The organism is Ornithinibacillus gellani (genome assembly GCF_003730295.1).
In the GTDB taxonomy this organism is placed as follows: Bacteria; Bacillota; Bacilli; order Bacillales; family Amphibacillaceae; genus Ornithinibacillus_A; species Ornithinibacillus_A gellani.
Window position 1 is genome coordinate 160,394 of record NZ_QTSZ01000041.1, and the last position, 18,483, is coordinate 178,876.

The following is an 18,483-nucleotide window of genomic DNA, read 5'->3' on the forward strand; positions in this document are numbered from 1 at the left end:
ACTAAGCAAATACAAAAAAGTATTTTTAGCATAGCAATGATCGTTTTAACAGTATTAATTTTTATTGAATTTAGTAATTAGCAAGTATAGCCCATATAGTAATATGAAAGAAACAAAATTCCGCCCATAAGGCGGAATTCTGTTGTTTAGACATTTATTTTGCTTTCAGTTCTTCAATGGAGTCGATGTCCATATATTCTGGCACAACAAGTCCTATTTTCGCTCCATTTAGATTTGGTCCAAGATCAACGAGATCATCTTTATTTTTCTCATAAAATTCTTTATGCGTATAAGGTAGCCATGCAGCAATAGTTGCATCTGCATCCCCATTCGTTACCGATTCAAAGATAATTGCAACATCAACGGGGGTCACCGAAACCTTGAATCCCTTTTGTTCCATCACTTCTTTCAATACGCTTGAGGAAGCACGCTCAGAATCCCATGGTGTAGAAACAAGTTCAAATTCAACCCCATCTACATCTGCAACGCCTTCTGTCCATTTGGATACTTTATCGTCATTTTCTTCCACCCAACGCTTAGCGATATCTTCAATTTCTTCGCCAGTATCATTGGCTTCATACATGATTTCCTCCATATCCTCTACATCCCACTCAAATTGATCAATGAGTTTATAGGCTTCAGGCATGTCTTCTTCCAATCCGATTCTAGCTAATGTATGGATACTTTCATCTCCACCATACACTTCTTTTGGATCATCCAAATATTTCATATCTGGATACTTCGCAAACATCCAATGTGGATTCCAGCCTGTAATAACGATAGGCTTCTCTTCCTTATATGCTTTTTCCAGCTCTGACATCATCGCTGCTGTGGAGGAGAACTCAACAGACCAACCATCCAATTCCTCATATTCTTCCAGCGCCTTTTCTGTGGTAACAGAAATTCCTGCACCTGGTTCAATACCTGTAATGGTATAATCTACGGCCTTACTATAATCTCCTTCTTCCGCACTATCACTTCCATCATCGCCACATGCCGCCAACGCAAGCAAGCTCAGCATCATGACTGATAGAAATAAAACCTTTAATTTACTGTTCATTCTTCTTTCCAACCCCTCGTATATTATATTTAGGCATTATTTTTTCCACCTATTTTTTCTCACTGTTTCTAAAAATTATTACATCTGTTAGACCCGTTAATTTGCACTACAGGACGCTTTCCGCGGGCATGGCTTGAGCCTCTTCGGAAGAAAACCACTTCCTGTGGGGTCTCAAGACTCATGGGATTGCACTATCGTTCATCCCACCGAAACCATTTGCTTTTCCCGCAGGAGTCGCCGCCTTTCGTTCCAAGTAACTAAAAAAGTGCAATTATTTTTATAAATGATTGCGTACCTATCTGAATAATATGGCAAACGCCTTGGACGTTCCGTGATATTCCTAGATAATGGTCATAGGATCATTTGGGACAATTCTTTCAACCCCTGCGGGCATAACCGCATAAGAAAGACTGTTTCCCAGTGTGCGTTTTGATCTTCATACACGCAGGCTGTACACCTTGATATTCGAACTTGGATGTTAGTAGCTCCAAGGCGGCTTTCGATACAAGGATAGTACTCATAGACGAGGCTGCTGATCAACGTTCACACTAGGGATATCTCAGAGCGTCCAAGAGCTAAGTTCCAATGATTCTAAATCGAAAGGAGTGTTAATCCCATGAAATTATTTGTTGGTTTAGATGTTAGTTCTTTTGATATCAAGGTTTGTTTTTTAAATGGTGAAGGAGATAAGTTAAGTTCCTTCACAGTAGACAATGACTTGCCTGGTGCTACTCAGTTAAGAGACGAAATCCTACATGCCGTTCAAGGGAAATCTGTCAGTGAATTACGCATCGGTCTTGAATCAACTAGTGTGTATAGTTTTCATCCGTCCATGTTTTTACACAATGATAAGTTCATTCAAGCACTTGGTGGACAAGTGTTTGTGATGAACCCTAAACAAATAGCTAATTTCAAAAAGAGCTATAGTGACATGGATAAAACAGATGAAATCGATGCCTTCGTCATCGCGGATTATATGCGCTTTGGACGTCTGCCCATGTCTATTGTGAAAGAAGAACAGTATGTTGCTCTTCAACAGTTAACACGAGCGCGCTACCAATTAGTCCGGCAGGTCACACAAGAGAAACAACGCTTTCTGCAATATTTAAGCTATAAATGCAATACGTTTACAGAGGATGTGGAGTCATCTGTATTCGGTAAAGCAATGATGGATTTCTTTTTAGAAAGTTATAGCTTAGAAGAATTATCTTGTATGGACTTAGAAGACTTGGCCGATTACTTAAGGGTAAAGGGAAGGAATCGCTTCCCAGACGCCAACCAAGTAGCTAAATCCATTCAAAAAGCAGCACGATCCTCTTATCGCTTAGACAAGGTTGTTGAAGATTCCATAGATGCGATTCTTTCAACGTCTATCACATTAATTCGGACGTTTGAAAAACAGATTAAAGAACTGGATAAATCTATTGAGCGAATTATGAAAGGTATTCCTCAAGTATTGCAATCGATACCTGGTATTGGTCCTGTTTTCACAGCGGGAATTATCGCTGAAATTGGCCAAGTTGAACGGTTTGATAATGAAGAGAAAATCGCCAAGTACGCTGGTCTGTATTGGCGAAAACACCAATCTGGTCGCTTTACTGCAGATCACACTTCCTTGTCGCGTAATGGTAATCAGTATCTACGATATTACTTAGTTGAAGCCGCCAACTCGGTAAGAAGGCAGATCCCTGAATACAGTGAGTATTACGCAAAGAAATATCAAGAAGTACCGAAACATCAACATAAAAGAGCCCTCGTCTTAACCGCAAGAAAATTTGTGCGTTTGGTTGATGCGCTACTACGCAAAAACCAAATTTACACGCCCAAAAGGAGCGTAGATATATGAAGCATAAATAGCTTCTGAATCCTTTAGCTTTACCAGTAATTTACATAATTTTACTGGTATCGGTTTTGTGTTGCCTTTTTTAAGATAATTGTACCTTGATAAATAAATAACTAACTATTTTTATCTTGACATATTACCGCAGGTCTTTATATTAAATATATTTTTTAAAGCAATGTTAAGGTGATCTGATGTTGTATCTTGTTCTTCGTTTCAATTGCCTTTGAACAACCTATATAATGTTAAAGCCTATTTTTCAATTTCACAAACTCTAAATACAGTTAAAACTGTACAAATTGTTTATACCGTATTAGATTTCGAGGTTTTTTTTAGTAAATATATTCATTTCATTCCATTTCCTCGTAAATACTCCCCAACCTTATACAGCGTAAACCCATACTCAATCATTTTAAAAAGAGAAAATCATTCCTACCAGGGGAACATTACTTCCCTGCCATTATCTCTGATTGGAATCGTCCAAAGACGATTCCCTCAACCGAAATATAATGTTGAAATCGGCTGCTGCCGATTTCTTCCCTGTTGATGCATGCGACTTTTGATCATTTGTATGCGAGTTTGGGCCAAACCTATGCGACTTTATGGCCGAGGCATGCGAGTTTGAGTGGAAGTTATGCGAGTTAAGGGGCAAGTCATGCGACTTTCACCCAAAGCCATGCGACTTTCTGGCAATATGGGATAAATAATTCTTTTGAAACAGATGGGGGTGGAATCGGCAGACCGATTCCATCATTTTAAATTTTCTTCGGCTGGGGGAAGCGCGAGTACGGGGGGAATGGCGCTCGAGTTTAGCCTGTTGACGCGCGACTTTACCTGGTTGATGCTCGACTTTACCTGATTGGTGCTCGACTTTACCCGATTGACGCGCGACTTCACCTGATTGGTGCTCGACTTCTACCGATTGGTGCGCGACTTCACCCGGTTGGCGCTCGACTTCACCTGGTTGGTGCTCGACTTTACCTGATTGGCGCTCGACTTTACCTGGTTGATACTCGACTTCTACTGATTGGCGCGAGACTTCACCCGGTCCACGCGCGACTTTCAGCCATAGACGCGCGAGTTCTTACCTGGCAGTCATTCCCCACCTTAAAGAAAAAAGGTTCCGCTTGTGGCGGAACCCTTCTTCTTTGGATTAACCTGTTTGCTCTTCAGCAAACTGGCTATTGTATAAATCGGCGTAAAAGCCGTTTTGTGCGAGTAATTCTTCGTGTGTGCCTTGCTCAATCACATTTCCTTGATCCATCACAAGAATATTATCTGCGCCTTGTATGGTGGAGAGGCGGTGGGCGATAACGAAGCTTGTTCGTCCCTCCATAATGTTGTTCATTGCTTCTTGAATAAAGACTTCTGTTCGTGTGTCCACGCTTGATGTTGCTTCATCCAAAATCATAATTGGTGGATCTGCCAGAATGGCTCGTGCAATGGTTAGTAGCTGTTTCTGGCCTTGTGAAATATTGGATGCATCCTCATTCAAGATGGTGTCATAACCATCTGGCAGGGTGCGTATAAACTGGTCGGCATGGGCTGCTTTGGCTACCTGAATGATTTCTGTTTCAGAGGCATTGTTTTTACCGTAAGCAATATTGTCTCTGATTGTTCCATTAAACAACCACGTATCCTGTAACACCATGCCAAAATGATTTCGTAAATCATGACGTGACATGGATTGGATATCTTGACCATCCACCTTAATGGATCCACTATTCACTTCATAAAAACGCATGAGTAAATTAATGAGTGTCGTCTTACCTGCACCGGTAGGACCAACAATTGCAACGGTTTGGCCTGGTTTCACATCAATATTCAAATCCTTCATAAGCAATTCTTCCCCATAGCCAAATGCGACATGTTCAAAGGTGACTGCTCCGTCTGCCTGTACGATTTCGCCTGAAGATGTTTCTGGAATCTCCTCTTCCTCATCCAACAATGCGAAAACACGGTCAGCTGCAGCAATCGTGGACTGAATAATGTTCGCAATGTTAGCTACTTGGTTAATTGGCTGATTAAACTGTCTCGTGTACGTAATAAATGCCTGGATATCCCCAATCGCAATGACGCGTTGTGTTACCAAAATACCACCGACAATACTGATCAGCACATAGCTTAAGTTTCCGATAAACATCATGACTGGCATGATGATTCCTGAAATGAACTGGGCACGACGACCTGCCTCATATAAATCTTCATTTACATCATCAAAGGTTTCCAGCGCTTGTTGTTCTTGTCCGAACGCTTTGACCACCTGATGACCTGTATACATTTCTTCAATATGCCCATTCAAATTTCCCAACGTATTTTGTTGCTTTGAAAAATATTCCTGTGACTTTTTCAAGAATGGCCGAATCGCAAATACGGATAACGGCAAGCTCACCAACGCAATCAATGTGAGGGTTGGACTAATTGTCAGCATCATCACGATAATACCGACAAGTGTTACGACTGAGCTAATGAATTGGGTTAAGCTTTGCTGTAGTGTATTCCCAATCGTATCAATATCATTCGTAACCCGACTTAACGTATCGCCATGGGAATGGCCATCATAATATTTCAGTGGCAGCTTTTTCAATTTCTTAAAAATATCTGCGCGCAAATCATAGACGGTGTTTTGTGCGACACTAGCCATGAGATATTGCTGAAGAAACGTAAATAAACTGCTAAATACATACAAGGCTCCGAGGAAGAGCAGCATTTGGCCGACCTTGCCAAAGTCAATGCCTGTACCTGTTCCAGTCAACCGAGCATAGGCCCCCTCAAACACCTCTGTAATGGTATCCCCCATCACTTTTGGTCCTAAAATCATAAATACAGTACTTAAAATGGTTGCTAAAAGCACCAGAAAAAGTCTTTTACGACGGGGTGCCAAATAGCGAAGGAGCCGCTTCAATGTACCTTTTTTCTTTTCTGGTTGTTTTTGCTTGGTCATGCGGTCTCCTCCTCTCCATGCTGTGATTCTACAATTTGTTGATAAATGGCACTGGATTCCAGTAATTCCTCATGTGTACCAATACCATCCACTTTTCCATGATCCAATACGATAATTCGATCAGCATCCATTACCGAGCTTACACGCTGAGCAACAATTACAATCGAAGCATCTGTCACTTCTTCCTTCAATGCCTGACGTAACTTCGCATCGGTTTTATAATCCAATGCAGAGAAACTATCATCAAATAAATACAAATCTGGACGTCTGACCAAAGCCCGTGCAATTGCAAGGCGTTGCTTTTGTCCACCAGATAAGTTGGCTCCACCCTGTTCGAGCTTCGTATCATAGCCATGCTCCATTTTGGAAATGAAATCATCTGCCTGGGCAATTTTTGCTGCCCGCTGAATATCCTCCATCGTCGCATCGTCTTTTCCGTAGCGAATATTTTCAGCAACTGTTCCAGTAAATAAAAATGCTTTTTGTGGAACGAGACCGATTTTGGAACGAACCTCTGCCTGTGATGCTTCTCTAATATCCACACCATTGACCCGAATCGCACCATTCGTTACATCATAAAACCGTGGGATCAAATGAACGAGCGTCGACTTCCCGGATCCTGTACCACCGATAATCGCGGTGATTTCACCTGGGTTGGAACGGAAATTCACATCGGTTAAAGCAGGCTCCTCCGCTCCAGGATAATAAAAATCAACATGATCAAATTCCAATGTACCAGTTGCAGCAGCAGTGGATCGATGTGCCTCTACTTGATCGGTGATGGATGGATCTGTATCCAGCACCTCTTTGATCCGGTTCGCGGATACTGCCGCACGCGGTAAAATAACAAACATCATCGAAGCCATGACGAGTGCAAACATAATTTGCATCACATATTGGATAAAGGCCATCAAATCACCAATCTCCATGCTGCCTCCGTCAATTCGCATCCCACCAAACCAAATGATACCGACGACAGTTAAATTCATGAGCAACATCATGAGTGGCATCAAGAAAGCCATCAGCTTATTAACCTTAATTAATACATTGGTCAAATTGCCGTTTGCTTCTTTTAATCGCTTCGCCTCTGTATTTTCCTTATTAAATGCCCGAATAACACGGGCACCGGTCAAATTCTCACGCATGACCAAATTCATCTTGTCCAAACGCTTTTGGACTGCTTTAAACAACGGCATTCCTTTTCTCATAATCAATACAATTGCTAGCACGAGAAACGGCATGACACCAAGCACGACAAGTGATAATTTAGCATCCTTGGAAACGGCCATAATAATTCCGCCAATCATCATGAGCGGAGCGGTAATCACCAAGCGCAGCATCATCATCATAACCTGCTGGATTTGGGTAATATCATTCGTCGTTCTCGTAATGAGCGAGGCGGTACCAAGCTCATCAAATTCTTTCATCGCAAAGGTTTGGACATGACGAAATACATCCCTGCGGATATCCCGCCCATGCCCCATAGCAATTTTCGCAGAATACAAGCTTGCCAGTACAGATACAGCAACGGTTAATATCGACACACCGAGCATGACACCGCCAATCTTCCAAATATACGGTATCTCGCCGGCAACAACCCCATTATCCACAATATTCCCCATCAAGGTTGGCAAAAGGAGGTTGGACATTGCCTGTGCAAAGAGCAATACAAATACCAATGCAATCAACCATTTGTAGGGGGATAATTTCTTAAAAATTAATTTCATTCCGTTTCACTCCCTTCAAAAAACGATACAATATGCTGATGTAAATGAATCAATTCTGTAAACTCTTCATCGGAAAAGGAGTCAACGGCCTGCTTGAACCTGACATAAACCCCGTCTTCCTGCAGTTTCATATGATTAATTAACGCCAATCCCTGTTCACTTAAGGACAATTCCATTTCCCGACGATTTCCTTCCACAGGGGTACGCTGTAATATACCTGCCTGAACAAGCCCTTCAATAGCATGACTCAACGTACTTTTTGGAAAATGGGTTTTCGTCTGTAATTCCTTTTGTGCAATCTGTTGTTTATTACGCATCATTTCCAGAATCGAAAACTGCGGCATCGTTAAATCATTTGATGCAGCTGTTTTCTTCGCCCGTACCATAATAGACTTCTGCAGACGCCAAATGGACTGCATTAATTCTTTTTGCCGATTGGCATGATTCAACTCTTTTTCCATATCTTCACCCGCTTCTTTCAGAAAATGCATCTGTGTTCAATCCAGCACATAATAATTTACTTTTGAACTGTTCAATATTGAACTACTAGAAAATAATATACCCGTTAACAAACCAAGTCAAGCATTTGAAAGCAATATTTCTAAAAAAACTTCCCAAAACAAAAAAAGGTAACTACCCGTGAATCGTAGCTACCTCTTTCTATTAATTTTCTTCATCCACTTCAGCCTTTGGCATATAGATCATCGATTTGAACAAATCCCCATCGATATCAATCATAAACCTACCCCGCTGCATATCAATTAAGCTTCTGGCAATGGATAATCCCAAGCCGCTACCCTGGCTCGTTCTCGATTCATCGCCTCTTTTGAAGCGCTCCATCAGTTCATCCGCTGAAATATTCAGCTCATAAGCAGAGATATTTTTGAACGTGAGCAAAACATCCTTTTCTACTTCCGTTATTTCAATATAGACACGAGAGCCTTCCAGTGCATATTTATATATATTGGACAACACATTTTCAATCGAACGCCATAATAGTTTCCCATCCGCTTTAATAAAAATCTTCTGCTTCGGAGGCTGGAAACGAAACTCCAGATGTTTTTCAGCCATTTTTTCACTTACTTCTCCGAGTCCCTGTGTAACTAATGACGCCAGATCAATTTGTTCGAGCGCGACAGGAATATTACCGCTAGTCGCTTTGGCAGCTTCAAATAAATCATCTGTTAAATACTTCAGCCGCTTTGATTTCTGATCAAGAATCTCAATATAGCCCTTCATCTTCTCAGGGTCTGTCTCCTGCTTTAATAAATCCACATACGTAATAATTGACGTTAATGGTGTACGAATATCATGTGATACATTCGTAATCAGCTCTGTCTTTAGTCGCTCACTCTTCAATTCACCATCAACCGCATGCTGGAGACCATCTGCAATGCTATTAATATTGGTTGCAAGGGTTGCAAACTCCCCGTTTCCCTCAACAGCAATTTGGTGACGAAGCTCCCCTTCCTTAATACGAGCAACCCCTGTTTGAATCGCATTGAATTCCTTCACCTTCTTCAACGTAAACCAAGCAGCCGCTCCAATCGTAATAGGAAAAATAAAGAACGTTGCCGCAATCAGCAGTGGATAAACAATGACGAGAATTACCGTCTTCACCCCTACATTACCACTTTTGTAAACTTCTCCAATAAACCGGAACAAATGACCAACCACTTGATAAATCAACGTATGCTTATACCAAGTTCCATTTTTCAAATGACGAATCAAAGAAAAGAGGAGGATGGCCACCGCTGCGGTCAATGGAACAGTGATTGGCGCTGCCCATTTGGTAGACATTTGAAAATAGACCATATCAAATAAAAAGAACCAAAACACAGACAAGCTAATACATAAGAGAATATTGACATCTACAAATAACCGATCAATAGGATGAAGATGAATCGCTTTATCCTCTGGCTTCCTGCCACTTACCACGATCAAATAGATGAAGGCAAACAAACCCACCGCTGCATAGGCAAGCAAACGATAAACAACGTTGGTTACCTCCGCCTTATGCTCCTTCCACTCGAATATATGCTGATCCAAAAAGTCCTGGGTAAAAGCCAAATAAATGACCTGGTCCTTCGGTGCACCATTGCTTAGATTGCCATCCACCCAATACATATAACCATCATCATCTATTTCACTTGGAAAAACATCTCTCCTTTGCCCTTCAAATATCAAATACGCAGGAAATTCTTTAAACTGTTTTTTATCCTTCAACTTACTATTACTAAAGGTTTCTTTACCATTGCTCGCATAAAAAAACTTGCCTGAAGTTGTCTGCTCGATACGATTCTGAAGCGAGTGAAATGTGCTCAAGTCGCTTTGAATCATACTTTCCTTGATGTGAGCAATTTCATCCTTATACTGCTTCGTAAATGCTTCATCCTGTTCAGGATCTTCCATATACTCTAAATCGGCCAAATCCAAATATTCATCATATAATTCATTTAATTGGAAACGATACTCATCCTTGTTCAGTGTGCCGCCATCTAATATATGTTCCTCACTTTTATAAACCTGTAACAGTTCAACAAGATCATCTACGAGAAACCCACTTTCATGCATGAAATCCGTACCATGGAAGTAATTATCCTGTAAAACGATTTCATAATCGCCTTTGTTTTCTTCCTCCACATGAACAATCGTTTGTATAATGAGGGTAAAATAAGCAATCAACACCACAAATGCAATACATTTCAATACGATAGAATGGCTAAATTTTTTCAACTTTATACCCCACTCCCCACACCACCTTTAAATAGGTGGGCTCTTTCGGATTTATTTCAATCTTTTCCCTTATTTTTCGAATATGTACGGTCACCGTGTTTTCCGGATTAAAGGCTGGCTCTTTCCAAACCTTTTCATAAATCTCTTCAATAGAAAATACCCGCCCAGCATTCGCTGTCAGTAACCGTAAAATTTTATATTGCACAGGTGTCAGATGAATATCCTCTCCATCCACCGTGACACGTTTACTGTCATCTTCAATCATAAGACCGCCCGTTTGAAATACATTGCTGCGCAGCTCCATGCTACCCAACGTTGTATACCGTCTCAGCTGCGACTTCACACGCGCCATAAGCTCCAACGGATTAAACGGCTTCGTAATATAATCATCCGCTCCTAAATTCAATCCCAATATCTTATCATAATCCTCCGATTTAGCCGAGAGCATGATTAACGGAATATTATTTTCTTCCCTAATCCTCATCGTTGCCCTTTTCCCATCCATTTTTGGCATCATAATATCCATGATAATTAAATGAATTTGCTGATGATCAATGACCTCAATCGCCTCCATACCGTTATACGCCTTAAAAACGGTATAGCCCTCATTTACCAAGTAGATTTCAATCGCATCAACAATTTCTTTATCATCATCACAAACCAATATATTCATGAGCGCTCTCTCCTTTGGGAATTGAATATCTTATCCCATTATAAATCCATCCCATAGGTTGTTCAAAAATCGGGACAACAAATTCTAATTCGCAGTAAACAGTGTAATGGCCACAGCTTGCAAACGCCGGCTCCGCAACATGGTCCATACACCAACAACTGCCTACCACTGCTATTTATATTAAACGATAAATCTTAGCAATTAGTGGATGAAATTATTAAGAAATTATTAAGGTGGGGGATAAAAAAACACTCCGAAGTTAGATTTTCATTCTAACTTCGGAGTGTAGGTTGATTTGTCTGTAATTATTCCAAATCCTTCTCATCTTCTTTGTTCCAATATTGCATACCAAATCCTACTGCAATCGCACTACATATGCTACCAATTAAGACTAAGATTTCCAACATTGCTTACACCTCCAAACGTAACGTTCCGGATCGTGCAAATGGCAAGTTATCGTCTTTTGCTATCTTAACTGTTGTACGGAAGGGTTAGTGAGATGGTTTCATTTATACATTAATGATTTACCCGTTAAACAACATTTTTATTCGCTTTAGCTACAAAACCAGGTGGCATTTCTTCTTTCAGTTCCCAAATGAAACTAATCGGCTTTTCACCGGAATGACTTACATAATCACAGGTTCCCATAAATGTAAATGGTGAAGTATATCCGTTTTCCCTTTTATATTCTCTTACAAATAGAGCAATCTTACTTCCCATCTTTCTGTGATTGATGTATCTATTTGCTGTTGGGCTCCGTAATGTCAATGTACTTTGGGATTGCCAATGAAATAATGTTTCATTTATTGCATAATCTTCATATAAAGTGGAAGGGGAAAAATCCTTTTCAGACTTATTAAGTGTAGTAAAAAACACATCTACATTTTGGTCTTTAAAATACTTCGCACCCTCCCGAAATTGTGGACACTTTTCTTCATTGTAATAACCAAATGCGGCCATGATCTGGTCTTTGGAATAGGTTGAATGCACCGTTAATGGAGTTGTAAAATCGAAATCATTTTCCAACTCCATCGATGTAATCGAATGATATTTAAATACAAGGATGTCGTGTATTTCTTGGCACATTTGTGGTGTCTGCAGCACTGCAGCCAATGCCGCTTGGACAGACCCAAATCCTTCCTTTTCAGGTGGGTGTTGATAAAAACTGTAATACAACATATTGAGCATCAGTCTTTCTTCCTCATTTTTCACCTGAATATTGCCTTCCATCTTTACGTAATGGATAAAGAATTTTAATAGTTTTTGAGAATTTAAGTGAAATAGTTTCGGTAGGCGTTTCATAATTTGCACTTCATTTTCACAGCTAAATGCATCTTCTATTCCAATATCAACGAGCATTCGTTGGAAGGTGCGATTGCCACCTTTTCCATAAAAGTCATATACTGATAAATGATAGTGATTTAGAAAGTTTTCAAATGTTAATTCTAGCCCAGTGTCATGACTGAAGTACTTCATTTTATTCAAAAGATTTGCCTTTGTATTCGATGTGGACTGAATATTTCGCAAAACATATGCCTTTGCTTGCTTTTCAAGCTGAATAAAGCTCCCTTTAGGCAAATTTGAAAAGCCATCCTCTACATAATGCTTAATAGAATGCTTTGTTTGACCCACCAAAGCACGAAACTTCTCTTCAAAATTATAATTCTTATGGGCAGCACCAATAAAATCTAATACCGTTAAGCATTCTTTTCCTTCTGCAATTCGTAGACCACGTCCCAATTGTTGTAGAAATATCGTTAAGCTTTCCGTTGGGCGGAGAAAAAGTATTGTATTTACATCCGGTATATCGACACCTTCGTTAAATAAATCTGCTACAAAGATGAATTGAATCTCACCTTTTTTTAATTGCTCTTGCGCAGATGCACGTGTCGCTTTATCCGAATTTCCGTGTAACGCAACAGAAGGAATTCCTCTTTTATTAAAATATGCAGCCATATATTTGGAGTGGGCTACCCCAACACAAAACCCTAATCCTTTCACTTCAGCGATATCTGACACGTATTTATATAGGCTGGAAACTATTTGCTGGCTGCGTCTTGTATTATTTGTGTAGATATTTTCTAATTCAGACGTATCATATCCTCTTCTACTCCATTTCAAAGTAGTAAGGTCCACTGTGTCACTTACGCAAAAGTATTGAAATGGACTTAATAGTTTACGATTAACTGCTTCTGTTAGTCTCATTTCGGAAGCAATTTTCCCATCAAAGTATTTGGTGATATCCTGTCCATCCATCCGTTCAGGCGTTGCAGTTAACCCTAATAAAATTTGTGGTTTAAAATGGTTCAACAGCTTTTTATAGGAATTGGCTGCGGCATGATGGAACTCATCCACAATAATAAAATCATAAAAGTCCATCTCAATTTTTTCATATAATTTTTTACTATTAAAGCTTTGGATACTAACAAATAAATGTTCAAACGAATCAGGCTGATAATCGCCAACGAGCATATCACCAAAATTAAAGTCCTTTAAAATAGCACGAAATGTATCCCGGCTTTGATTCAAAATTTCTTCACGGTGGGCCACAAATAACAATCTTGCAGTATGTTCCTTATGGGTTGTCAAAAACCTTTGATAGTCAAAAGCAGATATTACCGTTTTCCCAACACCAGTTGCCGCCACAAGCAGATTTTTATTCCGACCAAAAACTTCTCTTTCCACCTGCAAATTCTCCAACATTTCTTTTTGGTAATAATAAGGCCGGATTTCAAAATTAAAATGAAAACTATCTTCACCCTCTGGTTTTTTCTTCTTTAGTGCAATTTGAAGCATTTGCTTGTCTGATTCACTTTCTCCATCAAACTGCTTAAATTCATTGTCATTCCAATAGCTTTCAAAAGTTGCTTCAAATTTCTTTACAACATCAAACGAATCCTTTTCACTAATCTTCAAATTCCATTCTAATCCTGATGTTAAAGCAGGGTTAGACAAATTAGATGATCCAATATATGCTGTTGTAAAACCTGTTTCGCGCTTAAACATATATGCTTTCGCATGAAGACGTGTCCGGTCTACATCATAGGAAATTTTGACCTGTGTATTTGCTAGTTTGCTAAGCTCTAATACAGCCTTAAAGTCCGTTGCTTCCATGTACGAGGTTGTTATTATTCGTAATTTCCCTCCATTTTGAGTGAATGTTTCCAGTTCCTGTATAATACATCGTATGCCACTCCACTTTACAAAAGAAACTAAGAAATCAATTTCATTTGATGAAATAATTTCTTTTTTAAGCTCATTTAACATATTTGGCTCTTGTGCGGATCCAGTAAACAACGTACTTTCCGCAATGGAGGTAACAGGTCTAATCGCTTTCTTCTTTTGAATACTATGTACCTTATTAAGTTTTTCCTGAATTGCCTGTAATACCTCCCCCGATTCATCTATTTCCAGTTTTGAGAATTCATCTTCATCCAATTCATCGCTTAACATTGTAATAATTCGGTTACAAGTCATAATTTGTCTTAATAACGCTTCTTTATCGTCTTTTTCACTATCACGAACATAATTTAATGCTTTTCTAGTTACATTGGAAATATAAGAAGATAAGATTTTACGTGCCTCTTCCACATCCAAGTTTCCTTTTTCAACCAAATATGTATCATCAACAAAAGATAAAAGCTCCTGTTTCATCTGTTTATTAATAATATCTTCATAAATGCCTGGTTTTAGCAACTCCACTCCCCCATTCTGCCTCCATTATAAGCATTAACATACACAAATAAATGGTATCGTATGGACGCTAAGTCTGCTATTCTCAATATATAATGAAAACTATTACATAGCAAAAAATTAAACAAAGTGATTATATTTTGAAACCAGCAGGTCACCCCATCGTTCCTTCCACAAATTTCAAAAACTTATCTGCTTCCTCTGTAAATGGGTTGTGGTTGCTTTTTTCAAAAGTTGTTAGGGTTGCGGTTGGTATAAGATTGGCGATTTCCACACCAAATTTGTATGGGCATTGTGCGTCATGTTTTCCGCCATAGATATAGCTTGGTACGTTCACATCCGGTAATTCGTCGCGGAGATCGTATGTAGCGCATTCTATTTTTCGAAAGTAGTCCAGGCGATCGCCAACAGTTTTTCCACTATTTGGTTGTTTTAGGGATTCTTTTAGCTTTTCTACATCGTAATAGGACATCCGTGCCCATTCATAATTTAGTTGGCGCCGAGTTTCTATTGGCGTATCTAGGTCATTTAGCTTATCCATAATCGTTATACTTCGTGCAAAATGTTTATTTTGTGGGCAATATATACTGTCCGGGTCAGCACCATATGCAGCACTGGCAGCCGCTCCGCCTGCTATGATTTTGGTTAATGCTTCGGGATGAAGAATGGCATATTTCAGCGCCAGCATCCCGCCTGTCGAGTGACCAGCAAAGCCCCATTTTTCCAGTCCTAAAGCATTCCTAATTGCTTCCAAATCCTGCACCGAAGCCTCCATGCTATATGCATGCTCATGTTCTGCTTTTACGGAATTTCCGCATGCCCGAAGATTAATTAAATACACCCGATAAAATTTTGTAAATGGGTTGGCAAATGTATTTCCTTGCTCATTAAATTCGCTATACAGATGTGTCACTGCTAATGGTTCCCCTTGCCCTGCTTCAAATAATTCAAATGTCCCTCTGTCTGTATCAATGAAACGCTGACGCCACATTTTTAAGACCCCTCCTATTTTTTCAATTCCATCTTCATCCATTATACTATTTTCTTATAAAACCATTGTGAAATAGGAAACCTTTGTTGCGTACACGACGTCTAATAAGCAAATAGGGATTCCTTAGGAGGATTGTAACGATGAAAAAAGCCTTTCAGCTGATTATCATATTGCTACTTGCCAGCTTCCTTTCCGGATGTGGCATGAATAATTCTTCCGGTGACCAAGTGACTGAAATAGATCATCAAATGGAAGAAAAACTCGGCAAACCTGATATTTACGGCTATGTCATGGATAAACAAGATGAAAGGATTTTAGTTGTGAGTCACGAACCAGAAGACTTTCGTGCGACAGGTGGTGTAGCTGAATTTCATAATGCGATCTGGGTTTCTCATATGCCAAAGACCATCCAGACGGGACAAAAAATAAAAATGTGGTTCAGCGCAGTGGCAGAATCCTACCCCGCTCAGGCAGCTGGTGGTAAATACATGCTCATTGAAGAACCGAAGCCCGCCGGCGCACATTTAACAGAAGCTGACGCTTTGCAGCAAGCATTGCAGCAATTGAAAATAGACGAAGGAATACCAACCGTGACATCGATTCTTTATGAATCAGACACGTGGGAGGTTACCATAAAGCACCTCATGCAGGACGATGCGGATGATCAGGAAAGTATCATTTATATCAATGACAAATAAGAACCCTTCCAACGTTTTCCGTCACAAGGGTTCGCCTCTTCTTATCTTATGTCATTGTCGCTGATGTAGCGGCTGCATCATCCGCCTTCGCACAATCAATGGCAATCACGAGCGCCAAGATAATATGTTCCACCGCTTCATCAAAAATTTGAATTTTATAGCTATCGCCCCATGAGAACCATGCTTTATCCACCTGGGCGATGACCTCGCCTTGCTTCACGACCTGGAAATTCATGTCCCACCAATTGCCGCGTACTTCAACACCTGCCGCATCAATTGTATAGCGCGCTTTAAAAAAGGAAAGTTCCTTTTTAATCGTAAGTACCTCTCGCCCATCCACTTCAACAAAAAATTTCGGCAAAAAACTAAACGTCTTTTTCGTAATAGTGGCCACCGTATCCCGGGCTGCATTCATGATGTCATATGTTTTCGGTATTTGCATGAAGCTGCCCTCCACATAATAGGCATCCTGCTCCATCGCATTTTTCACAGTGAATTTACCACCCAAACTGAAAACCTTCTGCTTCATAAATAGTTCGATCATTTCCGCGCCCCCTTTTATCCTAGTATATTACAAAAGGAGACACAATGGTTTAACCATTTCATAAATAGACTGAAAAAACATACAATCGGTGGAACATGAATGTTTCTCACGGTATAATTTAAAGCAGAATAGATAGAAATGGGGTATCAACATGATGTGCGGTTCAAAGTGCTTTCTTGTAGAGATTAAACAAGAAGGCACCAAGCAAATGAAGGAAGTTATCGCAAAAACCCCTATTCATGCGAGAAAAATAACACGGCAAACCTATGGAGCCGATATTGAAATTGTCCGTGTGAAAACGAAACAACGCACATAATCAACTACAAGCGAAGGAGTGATTGGATGGCAATATATAGTTCAGTCGAAGCTTGCCCAAAATGCGGGGAAACCGAGCTTGGAAAAGGGAAACAAAGTGGCTACAGCGTGATGTCCACTAAAAATAAAATAAGCATGGGGTCACCAATAGAGTACATTATTTGCACCCAATGTGGGTATATTATTGAAGGATACGTTACAAAGCCCGAAAAGTTTAAAGGAACGATGTACTAATAACGCGGCTTGGACAGAGACTTTCCCGGGTGCATAACCGGTCATTTTTTGTGCACCCAATCCTTCAATTCACATCAGTTGGACGCACCTTCTGTTCATGCTACAATGAATGCATTCCTTGTATAAAAATCATATAAAAGCTTCATTGCTCCTCTCATACTATTCCCCTTTATTTATTACATAATTAGGAATTTTCATGAATAATTGAGAACATGTGCGCATGTCACAAACTTTTCACATTCCGCTCTAGACAGAACATAACAAGCACGAACCCCTACGCCATCATATTTCATATTAAAAACTACTTCATTTGCAATATCCAATCGTTTGACAAATAATATCTTCTCGATAATAATTAATATGTGATTAGAATTAATATAGTTAAGCAATAATAATGCTATAAACTATTATTGCTTCATTCTTATGCAAAAAATATCATCAGGAGGTTTTTTATTATGTCACTTATCGGAAAACAGGTAGAACCATTTAAAGCATCTGCTTACAATAGCGGAAACGGAGAATTCATCGATGTAACAGATGAAAATCTAAAAGGCCAGTGGAGCATCGTTTGCTTTTACCCAGCAGACTTTACTTTCGTATGCCCTACAGAGCTTGAAGATCTTCAAAGCCAATACGCAGCATTGAAAGAGCTTGGTGTTGAAGTTTACTCTGTATCAACAGATACACATTTCACACATAAAGCTTGGCATGATCATTCAGATGCCATTGGCAAATTAGAATATATTATGATTGGCGACCCATCTCAAACTATTTCTCGCAACTTTGACGTATTGGATGAGGAAGCTGGTCTTGCACAACGTGGTACTTTCATTATCGATCCAGATGGTGTTGTACAAGCTGCTGAAATCAATGCAGATGGAATCGGTCGTGATGCAAGCACATTGATTAAGAAAATCAAAGCTGCACAATATGTACGTAACAATCCAGGCGAAGTTTGCCCAGCTAAATGGGAAGAGGGTTCTGAAACATTGAAACCTAGCCTTGACCTTGTAGGTAAAATTTAAGGA

The 18,483-nt window shown here is 39.8% G+C and carries 14 protein-coding genes; 5 read left to right on the forward strand and 9 right to left on the reverse strand.

The window, feature by feature from the left end:
- Positions 1-154: 154 nt before the first annotated feature.
- On the reverse strand, positions 155-1,060 hold the full coding sequence (locus tag DX933_RS13110; protein WP_123316897.1) for a glycine betaine ABC transporter substrate-binding protein: 906 nt from the start codon (positions 1,058-1,060) through the stop codon (positions 155-157).
- Positions 1,061-1,676: 616 nt separating this feature from the next.
- On the opposite strand from DX933_RS13110, the gene DX933_RS13115 reads away from it, so the two are divergent.
- Positions 1,677-2,906 carry an IS110 family RNA-guided transposase gene (locus DX933_RS13115; RefSeq protein WP_123316898.1) on the forward strand — a complete coding sequence of 410 codons (1,230 nt, stop codon included), beginning with the start codon at positions 1,677-1,679 and terminating at the stop codon, positions 2,904-2,906.
- Positions 2,907-4,053: 1,147 nt separating this feature from the next.
- Here DX933_RS13115 and DX933_RS13120 read toward each other — a convergent pair.
- The 7 genes from DX933_RS13120 to DX933_RS13150 form a co-directional block, all read right to left on the reverse strand.
- Positions 4,054-5,844 (reverse strand): ABC transporter ATP-binding protein, encoded by a 1,791-nt coding sequence (locus DX933_RS13120; RefSeq protein WP_123316899.1) that lies wholly within the window; start codon positions 5,842-5,844, stop codon positions 4,054-4,056.
- Positions 5,841-7,571, reverse strand: a complete 1,731-nt coding sequence (locus DX933_RS13125) for an ABC transporter ATP-binding protein (protein WP_123316900.1) — start codon at positions 7,569-7,571, stop codon at positions 5,841-5,843. The genes DX933_RS13120 and DX933_RS13125 overlap by 4 nt, the downstream gene beginning before the upstream one ends.
- The gene (locus tag DX933_RS13130) at positions 7,568-8,062 is read right to left on the reverse strand and encodes a MarR family winged helix-turn-helix transcriptional regulator (protein ID WP_123316901.1); all 495 of its coding nucleotides are present in this window, start codon (positions 8,060-8,062) and stop codon (positions 7,568-7,570) included. The genes DX933_RS13125 and DX933_RS13130 overlap by 4 nt, the downstream gene beginning before the upstream one ends.
- A 172-nt stretch (positions 8,063-8,234) precedes the next feature.
- Entirely contained in the window at positions 8,235-10,307 is a 2,073-nt protein-coding gene (locus DX933_RS13135; RefSeq protein ID WP_123316902.1) for a sensor histidine kinase, read from the reverse strand.
- Positions 10,294-10,980, reverse strand: a complete 687-nt coding sequence (locus tag DX933_RS13140) for a response regulator transcription factor (RefSeq protein WP_123316903.1) — start codon at positions 10,978-10,980, stop codon at positions 10,294-10,296. The genes DX933_RS13135 and DX933_RS13140 overlap by 14 nt, the downstream gene beginning before the upstream one ends.
- Positions 10,981-11,511: 531 nt before the next feature.
- A complete protein-coding gene (locus DX933_RS13145) occupies positions 11,512-14,676 on the reverse strand; it encodes a DEAD/DEAH box helicase (RefSeq protein ID WP_123316904.1) in 3,165 nt (1,054 codons plus the stop codon).
- 151 nt (positions 14,677-14,827) lie between these two features.
- Positions 14,828-15,664 (reverse strand): alpha/beta fold hydrolase, encoded by an 837-nt coding sequence (locus tag DX933_RS13150; protein WP_123316905.1) that lies wholly within the window; start codon positions 15,662-15,664, stop codon positions 14,828-14,830.
- A gap of 140 nt (positions 15,665-15,804) precedes the next feature.
- Here DX933_RS13150 and DX933_RS13155 point away from each other — a divergent pair, with 140 nt between their 5' ends.
- Entirely contained in the window at positions 15,805-16,362 is a 558-nt protein-coding gene (locus DX933_RS13155) for a DUF3221 domain-containing protein (RefSeq protein ID WP_123316906.1), read from the forward strand.
- A gap of 46 nt (positions 16,363-16,408) precedes the next feature.
- Here the strand turns inward: DX933_RS13155 and DX933_RS13160 are convergent, their stop codons facing one another.
- Complete coding sequence (locus DX933_RS13160) at positions 16,409-16,906, reverse strand: LURP-one-related/scramblase family protein (protein WP_123316907.1); 498 nt, start codon at positions 16,904-16,906, stop codon at positions 16,409-16,411.
- A gap of 151 nt (positions 16,907-17,057) precedes the next feature.
- Here DX933_RS13160 and DX933_RS18495 point away from each other — a divergent pair, with 151 nt between their 5' ends.
- From DX933_RS18495 to ahpC, 3 genes are all read left to right on the forward strand, one after another.
- Positions 17,058-17,222, forward strand: a complete 165-nt coding sequence (locus DX933_RS18495; protein ID WP_190279522.1) for a hypothetical protein — start codon at positions 17,058-17,060, stop codon at positions 17,220-17,222.
- 26 nt (positions 17,223-17,248) lie between these two features.
- Positions 17,249-17,455 carry a transcription initiation factor TFIIIB gene (locus DX933_RS13165; protein ID WP_123316908.1) on the forward strand — a complete coding sequence of 69 codons (207 nt, stop codon included), beginning with the start codon at positions 17,249-17,251 and terminating at the stop codon, positions 17,453-17,455.
- A 455-nt stretch (positions 17,456-17,910) separates the two neighbouring features.
- Complete coding sequence (gene ahpC, locus DX933_RS13170) at positions 17,911-18,480, forward strand: alkyl hydroperoxide reductase subunit C (protein ID WP_123316909.1); 570 nt, start codon at positions 17,911-17,913, stop codon at positions 18,478-18,480.
- The last annotated feature ends 3 nt before the right edge of the window (positions 18,481-18,483 follow it).